The following is a 15034-nucleotide window of genomic DNA, read 5'->3' as shown; positions in this document are numbered from 1 at the left end:
TAGCCCTGACGCCGTCAGAACTTCACGCGCAGCGCGACCAGGTCCTCGGTGAGCGGGAACCGGATGGCCCGCTCCTCCGGCTCGGCCAGCGCCAGCCCCGGCACGCGTTCGAGCAGCACGCGGAAGCACTCCGACGCCTCGACACGGGCCAGCGCGGCACCCAGGCAGTAGTAGGTGCCCATGCCGAACCCGATCTGCTGCCCGGCGTTGCCGCGCGCGACGTCGAACCGGTCCGGGTCGGTGTACACCTCGGGGTCGCGGTTGGCCGCACCGAGCGCCAGGTAGAAGCTGGTGCCCTCGGGGAAGACCTGACCGGCGATCTCGACCTGCCGCGCCGTGACGCGCGGGATGATCGAGGCCGGACCGGCCACCCGCATCATCTCCTCGACCGCGGACGGCATCAGCGCGGGATCGGCCTTCAGCCGCTCGAACTCCTCCGGGTTCGCGAACAGCAGCGACAGCCCGTTGCCGATCAGCCGCGCGGTGGTCTCGTGCCCGGCGAACAGCAGCAACACGCAGTTCGCGACGATCTCCGCCTCGCTGACCAGCCCGTCGCGTTCCGCCGCCGCGAACATGCTCAGCAGGTCGTCGGTGGGCTCGGCGCGGCGCTGCTCGAGCAGCGTGAGCATGTAGTCCTGCATCTCCAGCACGGCCTGCTGCGCGGCGAGGAGCTCGTCGAACGTGGAGATCGCGAACAGCGCGGTGATGTGCTTCGACCACCGCTGCAGCTGCTCGCGCTGGTCGAGCGGCATGCCCAGCATCTCGGCGATCACGATGGCGGGCAACGGGTACGCGAGGTCGGCGACGACCTCCATGCCGCCGTCCGCCCGGTCGATCAGCTCGTTGGCGATCTGGTTGATCCGCGGCCGAAGTCCCTCGACCGTGCGCGGCGTGAAGTAGCGCTTCAGCAACAGCTGGAACCGCTTGTGATCTTCGGGAACGGTGTGGCCGACCCAGAGCGTGATCGAGTCGTAGACCGGGCGCAGCCGCTCCTGCTGCTCCTCGGTGAGCGCCTTGAGGTTCTGGGTGAGGCTGGTCGGGGCGAACGCGCTGTCGCGCAACGCCGACGCGACGTCAGCGCGGCGCACCAGCAGGTGTGCCTGGAGAGCCGGCACCCACGTCACCGGGGTGTCGGTGAGCAGCTGACGAAACAGCTCCTGCGGGTCCGGTGCCGGGTGGGCGGGTGTGCCGATGTCCAGTGCCGGCAACTGCGTTGTCATACAACCGATGATGCCAGGAGAGGACTCTTCGCATCTTGACAGAACGCCAGTGCGCCCGTTCGGACGCACCGGCGTTGGTACGACCACGCCCTCACGCGCGCTGGCGGAGCACTTCGACGCACCCCGTCCCCGGAACCGCCAAGGTTCACCGGCCCTTCAACCGCGCCGCCACGAACCCGCGCAGGTCACCCGCGAGCGCGTCCAGCTCCAGCAGGCGCGGCAACATCTCCGGCTGCTTCATCATCGCGCTGAACACGTCCGCCACCGACATCCCGTGCCCCGGTCGCGACAGCACCCGCACCTCGTCACCGGTCGACACCGAACCCGGCGTGATCACCCTCAGGTACGCACCCGTGCGGCCCGCGTCCGTGAACGTCTTCACCCACTTCTCGCGGCCGAGCCACGCCGCGAACGTCCGGCACGGCGTGCGCGGGGCGCACACCTCCAGCACGGCCGACCCGATCCCCCACCGCTCGCCGATCTCGGCGCCGTTCACGTCCACGCCCGAGGTCGTCAGGTTCTCCCCGAACACGCCGTTGCCGAACGACGGGTCCCAGAAGTCCAGATCCTCCCGCGCGTACGCGTAGACCGCTTTGTCCGGTCCACCGTGGACCTCCGGTTCCCCGATCGAGTCCCCGGCGACACCGGACAGCCCCGCCTCCGGTGCGGCGAGCGCGACCGGTCCGTCCACCGGGCGCTTGTCGATACCGGTGCGCCCGGTGGACGTCGCGGAGAGCGGGCGGAAGACACCGACGTTGACCGACAGCAGAGACCCCATGCGCTCACGGTAGGACTCGCCCGAACAGGCCGCGCGCCGATTTTTCGATATGTTCCACCGATGGACGGTCCGACGCTCGCCGATGTGGTCCCGTCGCTGCTCGCCGGGCTCGGTGTGCCGGGCACGACGAACACGCTCGGCCTGCCCGCGTCGGACAAGGTGTGCCTCTTGCTCGTCGACGGGCTCGGCTGGGAGCTGCTGCGCCAGCACGCCGACGACGCCCCGTTCCTGTCCTCTCTGGACTCGGCGCCGATCAACGCGGGCTTCCCGGCCACGACCGCGACGAGCATCGCCGCGCTCGGCACCGGACTGCGCTCCGGTGAGCACGGGATGGTCGGCTACACGTTCGCCGTGTCACCGGACGTGCTGCTCAACGCGCTCGGCTGGAACCACCACGGCACCGATCTCGACCTGCGCGGCCTGTTCGTGCCCGAGGAGGTCCAGCCGCGGCGCACCGTGTTCGAGCGCGCCGAGGAAGCCGGTGTCGCCGTGCGCGTCGTGACGGCGTACGACCAGGCCGGCAGCGGGCTCACCCGCGCGGCGTTGCGCGGCGGGCGGTTCGACGGCGTGTTCGCGCTCGGCGACCTGGTGCGGCGCGCGTTGAGCGCGCTGCAACCGGACCGCGCGTTCTGCTACGCCTACCACGCGGACCTGGACAAGCTCGGCCACATCTACGGGCCGGGCTCCGAGGCGTGGCGCATGCAGCTCGTGTTCGTCGACCGGCTGGCCCGCACCATCGCCGAACGCATGCCGCCGGACGCGCTGCTCGTGGTCACGGCCGACCACGGCATGGTCACCGTCGGCGCGGACGACCGGATCGACTTCGACGCCGAACCCGCGCTGCAGGAAGGGGTTCGGCTGCTGGGCGGCGAGGCGCGCGTGCGGCACGTCTACACCGACGTCCCGCTTGACGTGCTCGACACGTGGCAGGGCGTGCTCGGGGACCGGGCCGAGCTGGTGCTGCGCGAGGACGCGATCACGCGCGGCTGGTTCGGGCCGACGGTGGCCGACTACGCGCACGACCGGATCGGCGACGTCGTGGTGGCCATGCGCGGCAACCACGCCGTGGTGCGCAGCGTCGCGGAACGGCGGCTGAGCCGGTTCTCGGGGCATCACGGCTCGTTCTCGTCAGCCGAGCAACTGGTCCCGGTGCTTTCGTTTAGTCAACACTGAAGTAATAGTGGGGATACTCACATGATCGAGCCGTACGACCACGGGCTGCTCGACGTCGGTGACGGCAACCGGGTGTACTGGGAGACCTGCGGCAACCCGGACGGCAAACCCGCGCTGTTCGTGCACGGCGGGCCGGGCACGGGCTGCAACCCGAACATGCGCGCCGCGTTCGACGAGCAGCGCTTCCGCGGTGTGCTGTTCGACCAGCGCGGCTCGGGGCGCAGCACACCGCACGCGTCCGACCCGGCCGTTGACATGAGCGTCAACACCACGTGGCACCTGGTCGAGGACATGGAACGGCTGCGTGAGCACCTCGGCATCGACAAGTGGTTGCTGTACGGCGGTTCCTGGGGCTGCACGCTGATCCTCGCGTACGCGCAGCGGCACCCCGAGCGCGTGTCGGAGATCGTCATGTCCGCGGTCACCAGCGGCAGGCGCACCGAGAGCGACTGGTTGTACCGGGGCGCGGCGCGGTTCTTCCCCGAGGAGTACGCGCGGTTCCGCGCTCTCGTGCCCACCGGTGACGTCATCGCCGGGTACGCCTCGCTGACGAGCTCGCCGGACGACGAGGTGCGACTGCGGGCCGTGCACGAGTGGTGCCGGTGGGAGGACACCGTCGTGTCGCTCGAACCGGCCGCGAAACCGAACATGTACAGCGACAAGGACCCCGACGGGCTGGTCGCGTTCGCCCGGATCACCTCCCACTACTGCGCGAACGGTGCGTGGCTGGAGGAAGGTCAGCTGATCCGCGACGCACACCTGCTCGCGGGCATCCCCGGCGTGCTCGTGCACGGCAGGCTGGACCTGAGCTGCCCGTTCGACACCGCGTGGGAGCTGGCGCAGCGGTGGCCGGACGCCGAGCTGGTGCCGTTGCGCAACACCGGCCACCAGGTCACCGACGAGCGGCGGCTGGCCATGCGGACGGCGATGGAGAAATTCTCCGCGGACGTGTCGATCCGGCCGTGAGCCGTTCGTGTAGAGGGTGAAAGACGAACCGAGGAGGCAGCCATGCAGTACCTGCTCAACGTGATCGAGCCCGCCCACGAACCCGGCGACATCCCCACCGGGTTCGAGATGGAGCAGGTGATGAAGAACGTCGACGCGCTGAACCAGGACATGAAGGACGCGGGCGTGTGGGTGTTCGGGAGCCCGCTCGCCCACCCCGCCACCTCGACCGTCGTGCGGGTCGCCGACGGTGAGGTGCTGCTGACCGACGGCCCGTTCGCCGAGGGCAAGGAGCACATCGGCGGGTTCACGATCATCGAGGTGCCCGACCTCGACGCCGCACTGAAGTGGGCGGGCAAGGCGGCTGCGGCGATCACGCTTCCCATCGAGGTGCGGCCGTTCGAGGGCGTGCACTGAGCGTGTCCCCGGACGTCGCGCAGGTCTTCCGCGCCGAGTACGGCCGGGCGGTCGCAGTCCTGATCCGCGTCTTCGGCGACATCGACGTCGCCGAGGAGGCGGTTCAGGACGCGTTCGCCGTCGCCGTGGAGCGGTGGCCCGTCGACGGACCGCCGCCGTCACCGGCGGGCTGGATCATCACGGCCGCCCGGCGCCGGGGCATCGACCGGTTGCGCCGCGAGTCCACTCGGGACGATCGGCAGGCACAGGCGCTTCTGCTGCACGCACAGGAAGAGGACGTGGAGGAGGGTCCGGTGCGCGACGAACGGCTTCGGCTCATCTTCACCTGCTGCCACCCCTCGCTGTCCACAGCCGCGCAGGTCGCGCTGACGCTGCGACTGCTCGGCGGACTGACCACGCCCGAGATCGCGCAGGCGTTCCTGGTACCGGAGTCGACGATGGCGCAACGGATCGTGCGCGCCAAGAACAAGATCCGCGCGGCGGGCATCCCCTACCGCGTGCCGTCCGACGCGGACCTGCCCGCCCGTCTGCGGGCCGTGCTCGCGGTGCTGTACCTGATCTACAACGAGGGCTACAGCGCGCTGCGCGAGGACCTGTGCGCGGAGGCGGTCCGACTGACCCGCGCGCTGGCGTCGTTGATGCCGGACGAGCCCGAGGTGTTCGGTCTGCTCGCGCTGATGCTGCTGACGTCGTCGCGGCAGCGGGCCCGCACCGCGCCGGACGGGTCGCTGGTGCTGCTGGCCGACCAGGACCGCTCGAAGTGGGACCGGGAGCTGATCGCCGAGGGGCAGGGCATCGTGCGCCGGTGCCTGCGGCGCGACCAGCCGGGCCCGTACCAGATCCAGGCCGCGATCAACGCGGTCCACAGCGACTCGAGTGACTGGCGGCAGATCGTCCAGCTGTACGACCAGCTGCTGCTGTTCACGCCGACGCCGGTCGTCGCGCTGAACCGGGCGATCGCCGTCGCGGAGGTCGAGGGCCCCGGCGTCGGGCTGGGGTTGGTCGACGCGCTGGACCTCCCCCGCTACCACCTGTTCCACGCCGTGCGCGCGGACCTGCTGACCCGCCTGGGACGTCCGGACGAGGCCGCGGCCGCCTACGCAGAGGCGATCGCGCTCAGCACCAACTCCGCCGACCGCGACCTGTTGCGCCGCAAGCTCTCCGCCGTTCAGCCGTCGTAGGACTTGTCGGATCTCAGTCCGCGCCACGAGGAATGCCGCAGGCGGCCGTCTCCGGTCCACTGGCGGAACTCGACCTCGCCACCAGCCGCGGCGTCACCCACCGCACGTTGCGCTCACCGGGGGTCTCGGTGAACGGGCTGCGGCCGGCCGGGGTGAGCCGGTGCTGCAGGTCGCGCAGCATCGCGTCGGTGAACCCGGTGCCGACCTTGCCCACGTACCGCAGTCCATCGGCGTCGGGAACGCCGAGGAGCAGCGAGCCGATCGTGCCCGCGCGGCGGCCCTCCCCCGGCAGCCAGCCGCCGATGACGACCTCCTGCGTCTGCACCAGCGGCACCTTGACCCACGCCCTGGACCGCTTGCCCGGCTCGTACTGCGCGTGGACCCGCTTGGCGATCACGCCTTCGAGCTGGTGCTCCTTCGCGCTGGCCAGCACCAGCTCGCCGTCGGTGTCGGTGAAGCTGGGCGGAACCCGCACCTCGGGGAAGTCGATTCCCAGTGACTCCAACGCTTTCCGGCGTTCGGCGTACGGCAGGTGGACCAGCGAGTCGCCTTTGAGGTGCAGCAGGTCGAACACGTAGTAGGCGACCGGGACCTTGCGGATCGCGTCCTGCGCGGGCCGTGCCACGTGCATCCGCAGTTGGAGGCGTTCGAAGCTCGGCCTGCCCTGGTCCAGTGCGACGATCTCACCGTCGAGCACGACGTCCGGTAGTCGCCCGGTGGCGCGGAGTTCCGGGTAGGTGTTGGTGATGGCGCGGTCGTTGCGGCTGACGACCTCGACCAGTCCATTCTGGACGTAGGTGATGGCGCGGACACCGTCCCACTTGAACTCGAAAGCCCAACCGTCGGTGTCCGGGAGCTCGCCCGGCGTGGCCAGCATGGGGCGGATCAGGTCCACAATGGCCAGTGTCGGCCAAGTCCCCCGATCCCGCTCGGGCTAGGCGTGCGCGAGCACCAGACCTGCCGCGAACAGCAGCGACGCGGCGGTCCCGTGCACGAACGGGTTGCGGGCGAGCAGCGCCGCGAACTCGCGCAGGAACGCACTCGGCACGAAGTACCACGCGGTCGGCGAGCCGACGACCTCCAGCCGCAGCCGCAGCTTCCGCGACAGCACCGCGGTGCGGAACACGTGGTAGTTGTTGGTGACCGCGACCAGCCGCCCGGTCAGGCCGCGCTCGTCGAGCAGCTCCCTGGTGTAGCGCAGGTTCTCCTCGGTCGTGCGCGCCTGGTCCTCCAGCACGATCCGGGACTCGGGCACGTCCCGCTCGACGAGGTACTCGCGCATGGCGAACGCCTCCGACACGTCCTCGTCCTCACCCCGCCCGCCGGACACCACGATGAGCGGCTCCCGGTCGTCGGCGACCTCCCGCTCGTACAGCTCGCGGGCGCGGTCGAGCCTGCTCGCCAGCAGCGGCGGCACCTGGTCGCCCATCAGCCCGGCGCCGAGCACGAGGATCCCGTCGAACCCGCTGCGCCGCCCGGTGCGGCCGTAGAGCACCGAGTACAGCAGCAGGCTGACGAACAGGAACGCCACGTACCCGCACACCAGGAACAGGCCGATGGCCGATCCGCGCAGCCACGCGTTCTCCCGCCCGATCGCCCAGACGAAGAACACCATCGCGCCGAGCAGCGCGAGTCCGGCCAGCAGCGACAGCAGGTTGCCGATGCTGCGTCCCTCGCGGCGCAGCATCACCACGCCGTTGGCCACCAGCGCCCACGGCAGCAGCGCCACCGCGAGCACCGCCACCAGCGCGCCGACGACCGACGCGATGCCGAGCCACCAGACGTCCCTGCTGCCCGCCGCCAGCAACGGCAGCAACATGAGCAGCGTCAGTCCCAGCCAGATCGCGTTGCTCAGCCTGCGGCGGTCGCGGATCATCCCGACCACGAAGAAGGTGGCGGGCACGACGACGAGCATCCCGATCAGCACGGGACCAGCGTTCCACACGGTGATCCGGTCCGTTGACCGTTCCGGCGCCGTAGGCTGGACATGTGCTGGAGGCCAAGAGAGTCAGCTTGTTCCGCAACCGCTACGAGCTCGCGGCGGACGGGATGCCGCTCGCGTCGTGGGACGGCAGGTTCTGGAGCACCGGCGGCACCCTCGAGCTCGACGGCCGCCGCTTCGACGTGAAGGCCAGCCCCATGGGCAGGCGCTACCAGATGACCGACGAGACCGGCGCCGTCGTCGCGGAGGCGGACCGGGTGGGCCGCAAGGACTGGACGGTCACCGCGGACGGCCGGACCTACCGGTTCCAGCGCGCCGCGTGGTGGTCGACGGCGCAGCAGCTCCTCAGCGACGGACAGCCCGTCGGGTCGGTGCGGCGGGTGGGCCCGTTGAGCAGCAACGCGGTGGCAGAGCTGCCCACGCTGCCGCTGCCGACGCAGGTGTTCGTCGTCGCCGTCGTGCTGACCCTGTGGGCACAACAGGACGCGTCCTCAGGCTGACAACCGGCGCGTCAGCTCGGTCAGCGCGCTGCCCAGCGGCAGGTCGACGCGCACGGACGCGTAGGCGTCGCCGCGCGTCTCGCCCCGGTTGACGATCACCACCGGCACCCCGGCCTCCGCCGCGTGCCGCACGAACCGCAACCCCGACATGACCGTCAACGACGAGCCGAGCACCAGCAGCGCGCCGGCCGCCCCGACGAGGCCACGGCACTGCGCGACGCGCCCCGGTGGCACGTTCTCGCCGAAGAACACGACGTCCGGCTTCAGCGTTCCGCCGCAGTCGCGGCACTCGACGACGCGGAACGTGCGCACGAGCGCGTCCGGCACCTCGACGTCGCCGTCCGGGTTGATCCGGCCGCCGCCGCCCTCGAAACCGGGGTTGGCGGCACGGAGCCTGCGGTCGAGCTCCTCGCGCGGGCTGGTGCGCCGGCAGTCCAGGCACAGCACCCGGTCGAGGCTGCCGTGCAGCTCCACCGGGTCGGAGGTGCCCGCTGCCTGGTGCAGCCCGTCGACGTTCTGGGTGATCACGCCGGCCAGGAAACCCTTGTCCCCCAAGGCGGTGACGGCGCGGTGGCCGTCGTTGGGGCGTGCGCGGGCGATCGTGCGCCAGCCGAGGTGGCTGCGGGCCCAGTAGCGGCGCCTGCCGTCCGGGCTCGACCGGAACTCCTCGTAGGTCATCGGCGTGTGCCTGCGCAGGCTGCCGGTCGCGCCGCGGTAGTCCGGGATGCCCGACTCGGTGGACAGCCCGGCGCCGCTCAGCACGACCACGCGACCGCCCGCGACGATCGGGACCACCTCGGCGAGGTCCGTCGTGCGCGGCAGCGGTGGGCCGGTCGGCGACCAGCTGAGGGTGGGTCGGGTCCGCACCACTCGAGGTTACGCAGACTCGAGGTCAGGCGGTGGTGAGGCCGGCCGCGTAGGCCGTTCCCGAGCCGTTCCAGATGGTGCCGTTCCACCACACGACCCGCACGCCCGACACCGTCAGGTGGTGGACGACCGGCCGTTCGATCGCACCGGACAGCACGACCACGACCCGGTTCGCCTGTTCGGCGAGCTCCGTGACCGCGGCGTCGGTCAGCCTGCCGTCCACGACGACGACCGTGTGGCTGGCGCCGTCACCGGCGGCCGTGAACCCCAGCTCGTCCGCTGCCCGGCGCAGGGCGAAACCCCGGCTCTTCAGGAACTCGCCGTAGCGGTGCGCGACCTCCTGGGCGGTCAGCGCGGACGGACGTGTCTCGTCGGTCACCGGAGCCCCCTCGATGATCTCTCCCGGGCTCACCTTAGTGAACAAGGCATGTGCGCTGGCAAGACCGTCTCGATTGGACGTCCCAGCAGGACTCACGACCATCGGGCTCCCCCGCGCGGCTGATCGGTCCGGGCTCGGGCGTTCCCACCGGGAGTACGGTCAGCGCATGCCGGATGAAGCGGGCGGGCCCGTGCTCGACACCACGTTGGCCGAGTGGCTCAAAGCCCGTGAGGAGACGCGGCGGCACCTCGCCACGGCGGGGCCACCGCTCGACGCCGACTGGGTGCAACTGCTCGCCGACCTGCTGGCCACCGAGCGGTCCTGGCAGTCCCAGTACACCGACCTGGTCGCATTGGGCAGCCGGGACGGCAGGTTCCCGCGCTCCAACCGGTGAGCGAGCACACCGTCCGCGTAGGGTGAGGGCATCGAAGAGCCGGCGGCACGCAGCGGCACCACCGACCTGGGCGCGGCTCCGGTCGGCGGCAGGATCCGCGCGGGCGTTGTCGTCGTGTCGGTCGTACTCGTGCTGCTCGCCATCGCGCTGGCGGTGCCGCTCGGCCTCACCGAGTCCGGTGCGGCAGTGCTCGGTGTGCTCGGCTGGCTGGTCGCGCTGGCCGCGCGGGTGCCGACGATCGCGTCGGCGGGCAGGCTGCGGGATCCGCAGCGCGGCCGGACGATCCTCGCGGCCAGCTCGGGCGTGACGGACGAGCTGGTGCGGCTGGGCCTGGTCCTGATCGGCGTCAGCGGGTTCGCGCCCGCGTTGTGGGCCGGCTTCGGGTGGGCGCTGGCGGAGCTGGTGTTCACCGGGGCCACCCGGCTCGCGCAGTTCCGGTGGCCCATGAAGCGGGACGCGGCCGAGCTGCTGCGGTCGCAGGGCGGGGTCGCCAGCACGCACCCGGCGCACAGCGGTGTGCGCGGCACGACGGCCGCGGCGCTGCACCTCGGCGCCACCCTGCTCGTCGCCGCCGGGCCGTGGTGGGTGCTCGCCACCGCCGTGGCGCACGTCGCGGTGAACCTGTCGTTCGTCCGCTGGGCGCGGCACCGGCTGGCGCTGGTCGAGCTGTTCGGCGCGGCGGTGAGCGTCGTCCTGTTGCTGGGCGGGCTGATCGTCTTCGACCGGCTCTTCTGATCCGCGCCGAAAGGCGGAGGATCGAGTACAGGAGGCGGTTTGCGATGGCGGACGACTGGGTGTTCGGTTTCGGATCCAACTCGCTCGAGGACCTCGTCGGCGAGCTCTTCGGAAAGCTGGGACAGCCCCGATCCACGACCCGGCGGACCGACCACTTCGGCAGGGACCTCACGGCCGCCGCCAGGGACGGGCTGCTCGATCCCGTGGTCGGCCGCGACGACGTCGTCGACGAGGTGCTCGAGGTGCTGTCGCGGCGGACGAAGAACAACCCCGTCCTGATCGGCGATCCCGGCGTGGGCAAGACCGCCATCGTCGAGGGCATCGCCACCCGGATGGCGCGCGGCGAGGTACCCGCCACCCTCAGCGGACGGCGGCTCATCTCACTGGATCTGGCGGGCATGGTCGCCGGGTCGAAGTACCGCGGCGAGTTCGAGGAACGCCTGCGCGGCGTCATCGACGAGGTGGTGGCGACCGACCGGATGGTCGTGCTGTTCATCGACGAGCTGCACACCGTCGTGGGCGCGGGCAGCGCCGAGGGCGCGACGATGGACGCCGCGAACATGCTCAAGCCCGCGCTGACCGACGGCAGGCTCCAGGTCATCGGGGCGACCACGGTCGAGGACTACCGGCGGCACATCGCCAGGGATGCCGCGCTGGAGCGGCGTTTCCAGCCGGTCGTGGTCGCCGAGCCGTCGACCGAGGAGACCATCGCCATCCTCCGCGGCCTGCGCGACCGGTACGAGGCGCACCACGGCGTGCGCTACACCGACGAGGCGCTCGTCTCCGCCGTGGAGCTGTCCGCCCGCTACGTCACCGACCGGTTCCTGCCGGACAAGGCGATCGACCTCGTCGACCGCGCGGGGGCGCGAGTCCGGCTGCGGGAGAAGTCCGCGGCACCGGACCCGGATCGCCTGGAGCAGCGGGTGAAACGCCTCGAGCGGGACAGGTTCGCCGCCGAGGGCGAGGACGTGCACCGGCTCGACGACGAACTCGACCGCGCGGTCGCCGAGCTGGCGGCGGCCCGTGCCGCGGTGGCCGACGCACCGGAGGTCGGTCCGCACGACGTCGCCGACGTCGTGTCCCGCAGCACCGGCATCCCGGTCGCCCAGCTGACCGAGGCCGAGCGGCACCGGCTGCTGCACCTGGAGGACCACCTGCACCGGCGGATCGTCGGACAGGACGAGGCGGTCGAGGCGGTGGCCGACGCGGTCCGCCAGGGCCGGGCCGGCCTCAAGCACCCCCACCGGCCGATCGGGTCCTTCCTCTTCCTCGGCCCGACCGGGGTGGGCAAGACCGAGGTCGCGCGAGCACTCGCCGAGGCGCTCTACGGCTCGCAGGACCGGCTCATCCGGTTCGACATGAGCGAGTTCGCCCAGCAGCACGCGGTGACCCGGCTGACCGGCGCGCCACCGGGATACGTCGGCTACGAGGACGCGGGCCAGCTCACCGGCGCGGTCCGCCGCACGCCGTACTCGGTGCTGCTGCTGGACGAGATCGAGAAGGCGCACGGCGACGTCTTCAACACACTGCTGCAGGTGCTGGACGCCGGGCGGCTCACGGACGCGCAGGGGCGCACCACCGACTTCGCCAACACGGTGATCATCATGACCAGCAACATCGGCGCCGACCAGCTGCTCGCCGCGGCCACGTCCGGTGTTCCGGTGGAGCACCTGCGCGAGCGGCTGATGGCCGCCGTCCGCCGCTACTTCCGCCCCGAGTTCCTCAACCGCCTCGACGAGGTGCTCCTGTTCCGCGGACTGGACGCGGGCCAGCTGCGCCAGATCACCGAGCTCCTCCTCGACTCCACCCGCCAGCGCCTGCGCGAACAGGACGTCACGCTGGACGTGGACGAGCAGGCCGTCGACTGGTTGGCGGCGCGCGGCTACGCACCCGAGCACGGCGCCCGCCCGTTGCGCCGCACCATCGGCAGGGAGCTGGACCGGCTGCTGTCGCGCGCACTGCTCTCCGGTGAGCTGCACGGTGGCCAGCACGTCACCGTCACCGCCGCGGACTCCGGACTGGTCCTCACCATCACCGACCGCCCGGAGTCCGGGTAGCCACGGGTCAGCCGAGCTCCAGGCTGGCGGTCGCGAACACCCGCTCCGCCCGCACCCGAGGCTCAGCCCCGGTGTACATGCGCAGGACGCGGAACTCCTCCTTGAGGCCACGCGCCTCCAGGAACGCACCACCGTGCTCCGGCGCGAACACGGACACCTCGTCCACGTCCGAGGTGAGCGCGTCGAACAGCACCGCCGCGTCCTCGGCCGTGGACGCGACCAGCGGGCCGATGCAGTGCCGCAGCGGCGCGGGCCGGACCACGCCGTACCCGGTGACCGAGCCGTCGACGACGCGCACGTAGGCCTCGTGGCCGGGCGCGAACAGCCAGTGGCTCAGGAACTTCCGCCGGTGCGCGGGAAACGCGGTGCTGTCGTACAGCGCGATCGCGTCCAGGTGCTCGCGGCCCGCGCGCACCACTCCGTCACCGACGGAACCCGACGCGCGGCCGATGTAGTGCACGGTGTCGTGGACGCCGATGAGCCCGTGGTTGCGCGAGTAGCCGTCCGCGAGGTGCGGCATGCCGTCGGCGCCGACGAGCCGATCACCTGCGTGTGCGCGGGACGTGCGCGTCAGCACGTGGCTGAACCCGTGGCCGCGGAACTCGGGGTCGATGAGGTTGTTGCCCCAGAACGAGTACGACGCGGAGTGGTTGACCATCGAGACGGCGCCGACCGGGCGGTTGCCGACGCGGCCGATGAAGAAGCCGTCCGGGTCGGTGGCGTGGAAGCACGCAGCGTCCTGGTAACCGATGTTCCAGCCCTCGTTGTTCGCCCACGCCACGGCGTGCTGCCAGTCGGCGAGCGTGGCGACGCTGACCTTCAGGTCCATCTCGGATCCTCTCGTGTTCACTCGGCGCCGGGGGCCGCCTGGCCCCAGCCCCACTGCTTGAGCGAGTCGCGTTCCTTCGGTGTCGCACCGGGTTTCGAGTTCGCCATCGCACGGCGTGAGCCGAACTCCAGGTAGCCGACGAACGCGGCGCGGAACTCCGGGTCGGCCGGGAAGCCGGCCTCGTCGGCGGAGCTGAGCATCAGCTCGACCCAGCGCGCCCGCTGCTCGGGCTGGATGTCGCGGCCGCGGTGCTTGTTCAGCAGGCGCCGGTGGCCGCCGTGCTCCTCGGTGTAGGTCCTGGGACCGCCGAAGACCTCGCCGAGCATCACCGCGACGTCGTGCGGGTGCTCGGCCTTCATGTACCGGAAGAGCGGTGCGAGCAGGTCGTCCTCGACGACCTTGGCGTAGAACACCTCGGTGAGCCGTTCGAACGCCGCCGCGCCGCCCGCCCACTCGTAGACGGTGGGAACCATCGCGTGCCTCCCTTCACAGGCCGAGCGACCGGCCGATCAGTTCCTTCATGATTTCCGTGGTGCCGCCGTAGATCGTCTGCACGCGGCTGTTGGTCCACTCCCCGGCGATCGGGCTCTCCTTGAGGTAGCCGTAGCCGCCGTGCAGCTGCAGGCACCGGTCTGCGACCTGGACCTGCAGCTCGGTGGTCCACCACTTGAGCTTCGCCGCGTCGGTGCCGGTGAGGCGCCGGGCGTTGTGCTCGGCGATGCAGTGGTTGAGGAACACCCGCGCGAGCGTGACCTCGGTGTCCACAGTGGCCAGCAGGAACCTGTTGTGCTGGAAGCTGCCGATGGCCTGCCCGAACGCCTTGCGGTCACGCGCGTACGCGAGTGCGTCGGCCAGCATCTTCTCCGCGGTCGCGACGGCCACCGCGGAGATGCACAGCCGTTCCCGCGGCAGGCCGCCCATCAGGTAGCCCAGTCCGGCGTTCTCCTTGCCGACGAGGTTCGTGGCCGGGACGCGGCAGTCGGCGAAGAACAGCTCGCTCGTGTCGCACGCCTGCCAGCCGAGCTTCTCCAGCCTCCTGCCGCGCGAGAAGCCGGGCGTGCCGCGTTCGACGACGAACAGGCTCATGCCCTGGGCCGCCGTCTTCGCCGCGACGACCACCAGGTCGGCGTTCTCTCCGTTGGTGATGAACGTCTTCTGCCCGTTGAGGACGTAGTCGTTCCCGTCGCGCACGGCCGTCATGCGCATGCCGGACAGGTCCGAGCCCGCGTCCGGTTCGCTCAGCGCGATGGCGGCGATGAGCTTGCCCGAGCACAGGCCGGGCAGCCACCGCGCCCGCTGGTCGGCCGTGGTGCGGGTGGCCAGGTACGACGAGAGGATGTCGTTGTGCGCCACGAAACCCGGCACGGTGACGCGGGCGCGGACCAGCTCCTCGATGAACACCGCGGTGTAGCGGAAGTCCGGCTCACCTCCCCCGCCGTGCTCGACGGGCACGTCGATGCCGAGCAGCCCCGCCTCGCCGGCCTTGGCCCACAGGTCGTGCCCGATGATGCCCGCGTGCTCCCACTCGGCGTGGTGCGGAACGGCCTCGCGGGCGAGGAACGTGCGGCACAGCGCCCGGAAGTCCTCGTGCGATGCGGTGTACGGGTTGTTGTCCAC

Annotated in this window: 16 protein-coding genes and 1 pseudogene; 8 read left to right on the top strand and 9 right to left on the bottom strand. The window is 71.2% G+C overall.

The features are described from left to right. Window positions 1-14 precede the first annotated feature (14 nt). Window positions 15-1220 carry a cytochrome P450 gene (locus FKR81_RS19365; protein WP_146353484.1) on the bottom strand — a complete coding sequence of 402 codons (1206 nt, stop codon included), beginning with the start codon at window positions 1218-1220 and terminating at the stop codon, window positions 15-17. Window positions 1221-1365: 145 nt separating this feature from the next. Continuing rightward, on the bottom strand, window positions 1366-1998 hold the full coding sequence (locus FKR81_RS19360) for an MOSC domain-containing protein (RefSeq protein ID WP_146353483.1): 633 nt from the start codon (window positions 1996-1998) through the stop codon (window positions 1366-1368). A gap of 60 nt (window positions 1999-2058) precedes the next feature. Between FKR81_RS19360 and FKR81_RS19355 the strand changes: the two genes are divergently transcribed. Genes FKR81_RS19355 through FKR81_RS19340 form a run of 4 tightly spaced genes read left to right on the top strand, consistent with a single transcriptional unit; the run spans window position 2059 to window position 5714 of the window. Next, window positions 2059-3171 (top strand): alkaline phosphatase family protein, encoded by a 1113-nt coding sequence (locus FKR81_RS19355; protein ID WP_146353482.1) that lies wholly within the window; start codon window positions 2059-2061, stop codon window positions 3169-3171. Between the two features lie 21 nt (window positions 3172-3192). Continuing rightward, entirely contained in the window at window positions 3193-4137 is a 945-nt protein-coding gene (gene pip / locus FKR81_RS19350) for a prolyl aminopeptidase (RefSeq protein WP_146353481.1), read from the top strand. A gap of 42 nt (window positions 4138-4179) precedes the next feature. Then, complete coding sequence (locus FKR81_RS19345) at window positions 4180-4533, top strand: YciI family protein (protein ID WP_146353480.1); 354 nt, start codon at window positions 4180-4182, stop codon at window positions 4531-4533. Window positions 4534-4535: 2 nt separating this feature from the next. Next, the gene (locus tag FKR81_RS19340) at window positions 4536-5714 is read left to right on the top strand and encodes an RNA polymerase sigma factor (RefSeq protein WP_146353479.1); all 1179 of its coding nucleotides are present in this window, start codon (window positions 4536-4538) and stop codon (window positions 5712-5714) included. Here the strand turns inward: FKR81_RS19340 and ligD are convergent. Together ligD and FKR81_RS19330 are read right to left on the bottom strand one after the other, a co-directional pair. After that, window positions 5702-6591 (bottom strand): annotated as a pseudogene (gene ligD / locus FKR81_RS19335) (non-homologous end-joining DNA ligase). The gene FKR81_RS19340 and the pseudogene ligD sit on opposite strands and share 13 nt — an antisense overlap. Before the next feature lie 57 nt (window positions 6592-6648). Then, on the bottom strand, window positions 6649-7641 hold the full coding sequence (locus tag FKR81_RS19330; protein ID WP_146353478.1) for a YdcF family protein: 993 nt from the start codon (window positions 7639-7641) through the stop codon (window positions 6649-6651). A gap of 62 nt (window positions 7642-7703) precedes the next feature. On the opposite strand from FKR81_RS19330, the gene FKR81_RS19325 reads away from it, so the two are divergent. Beyond that, window positions 7704-8156 (top strand): hypothetical protein, encoded by a 453-nt coding sequence (locus tag FKR81_RS19325; protein ID WP_146353477.1) that lies wholly within the window; start codon window positions 7704-7706, stop codon window positions 8154-8156. Here FKR81_RS19325 and FKR81_RS19320 read toward each other — a convergent pair. Next, window positions 8148-9023 carry an NAD-dependent protein deacetylase gene (locus tag FKR81_RS19320; RefSeq protein ID WP_146353476.1) on the bottom strand — a complete coding sequence of 292 codons (876 nt, stop codon included), beginning with the start codon at window positions 9021-9023 and terminating at the stop codon, window positions 8148-8150. The genes FKR81_RS19325 and FKR81_RS19320 overlap by 9 nt on opposite strands. Window positions 9024-9048: 25 nt before the next feature. Further along, entirely contained in the window at window positions 9049-9402 is a 354-nt protein-coding gene (locus FKR81_RS19315) for a hypothetical protein (protein WP_146353475.1), read from the bottom strand. 166 nt (window positions 9403-9568) lie between these two features. Between FKR81_RS19315 and FKR81_RS19310 the strand changes: the two genes are divergently transcribed. The 3 genes from FKR81_RS19310 (at window position 9569) to FKR81_RS19300 (ending at window position 12588) form a co-directional block, all read left to right on the top strand. Continuing rightward, window positions 9569-9796, top strand: a complete 228-nt coding sequence (locus FKR81_RS19310) for a hypothetical protein (protein WP_146353474.1) — start codon at window positions 9569-9571, stop codon at window positions 9794-9796. A gap of 114 nt (window positions 9797-9910) precedes the next feature. Next, window positions 9911-10531, top strand: a complete 621-nt coding sequence (locus tag FKR81_RS19305) for a hypothetical protein (protein WP_146353473.1) — start codon at window positions 9911-9913, stop codon at window positions 10529-10531. 44 nt (window positions 10532-10575) lie between these two features. After that, window positions 10576-12588 (top strand): ATP-dependent Clp protease ATP-binding subunit, encoded by a 2013-nt coding sequence (locus FKR81_RS19300; RefSeq protein ID WP_146353472.1) that lies wholly within the window; start codon window positions 10576-10578, stop codon window positions 12586-12588. A gap of 7 nt (window positions 12589-12595) precedes the next feature. On the opposite strand, the gene FKR81_RS19295 is transcribed toward FKR81_RS19300, so the two are convergent. Genes FKR81_RS19295 through FKR81_RS19285 form a run of 3 tightly spaced genes read right to left on the bottom strand, consistent with a single transcriptional unit; the run spans window position 12596 to window position 15034 of the window. Next, window positions 12596-13417 (bottom strand): GNAT family N-acetyltransferase, encoded by an 822-nt coding sequence (locus FKR81_RS19295; RefSeq protein ID WP_146353471.1) that lies wholly within the window; start codon window positions 13415-13417, stop codon window positions 12596-12598. Between the two features lie 17 nt (window positions 13418-13434). Continuing rightward, window positions 13435-13890 carry a group II truncated hemoglobin gene (locus FKR81_RS19290; RefSeq protein ID WP_146353470.1) on the bottom strand — a complete coding sequence of 152 codons (456 nt, stop codon included), beginning with the start codon at window positions 13888-13890 and terminating at the stop codon, window positions 13435-13437. Between the two features lie 13 nt (window positions 13891-13903). After that, window positions 13904-15034 carry an acyl-CoA dehydrogenase family protein gene (locus FKR81_RS19285; protein WP_146353469.1) on the bottom strand — a complete coding sequence of 377 codons (1131 nt, stop codon included), beginning with the start codon at window positions 15032-15034 and terminating at the stop codon, window positions 13904-13906.

Origin of the sequence: Lentzea tibetensis, assembly GCF_007845675.1 — a bacterium.
Taxonomy (GTDB): Bacteria; Actinomycetota; Actinomycetes; order Mycobacteriales; family Pseudonocardiaceae; genus Lentzea; species Lentzea tibetensis.
The sequence above is the reverse complement of the archived record's forward strand: the minus strand, read 5'-3'. Positions and strand labels throughout refer to the sequence as shown.

Coding starts and splice junctions, on each gene's coding strand:
- FKR81_RS19360 (WP_146353483.1), bottom strand. CDS start 1,998: ATGGGGTCTCTGCTGTCGGTCAACGTCGGTGTCTTCCGCCCGCTCTCC.
- pip (WP_146353481.1), top strand. CDS start 3,193: ATGATCGAGCCGTACGACCACGGGCTGCTCGACGTCGGTGACGGCAAC.
- FKR81_RS19310 (WP_146353474.1), top strand. CDS start 9,569: ATGCCGGATGAAGCGGGCGGGCCCGTGCTCGACACCACGTTGGCCGAG.
- FKR81_RS19295 (WP_146353471.1), bottom strand. CDS start 13,417: ATGGACCTGAAGGTCAGCGTCGCCACGCTCGCCGACTGGCAGCACGCC.
- FKR81_RS19355 (WP_146353482.1), top strand. CDS start 2,059: ATGGACGGTCCGACGCTCGCCGATGTGGTCCCGTCGCTGCTCGCCGGG.
- FKR81_RS19365 (WP_146353484.1), bottom strand. CDS start 1,220: ATGACAACGCAGTTGCCGGCACTGGACATCGGCACACCCGCCCACCCG.
- FKR81_RS19300 (WP_146353472.1), top strand. CDS start 10,576: ATGGCGGACGACTGGGTGTTCGGTTTCGGATCCAACTCGCTCGAGGAC.
- FKR81_RS19345 (WP_146353480.1), top strand. CDS start 4,180: ATGCAGTACCTGCTCAACGTGATCGAGCCCGCCCACGAACCCGGCGAC.
- FKR81_RS19290 (WP_146353470.1), bottom strand. CDS start 13,890: ATGGTTCCCACCGTCTACGAGTGGGCGGGCGGCGCGGCGGCGTTCGAA.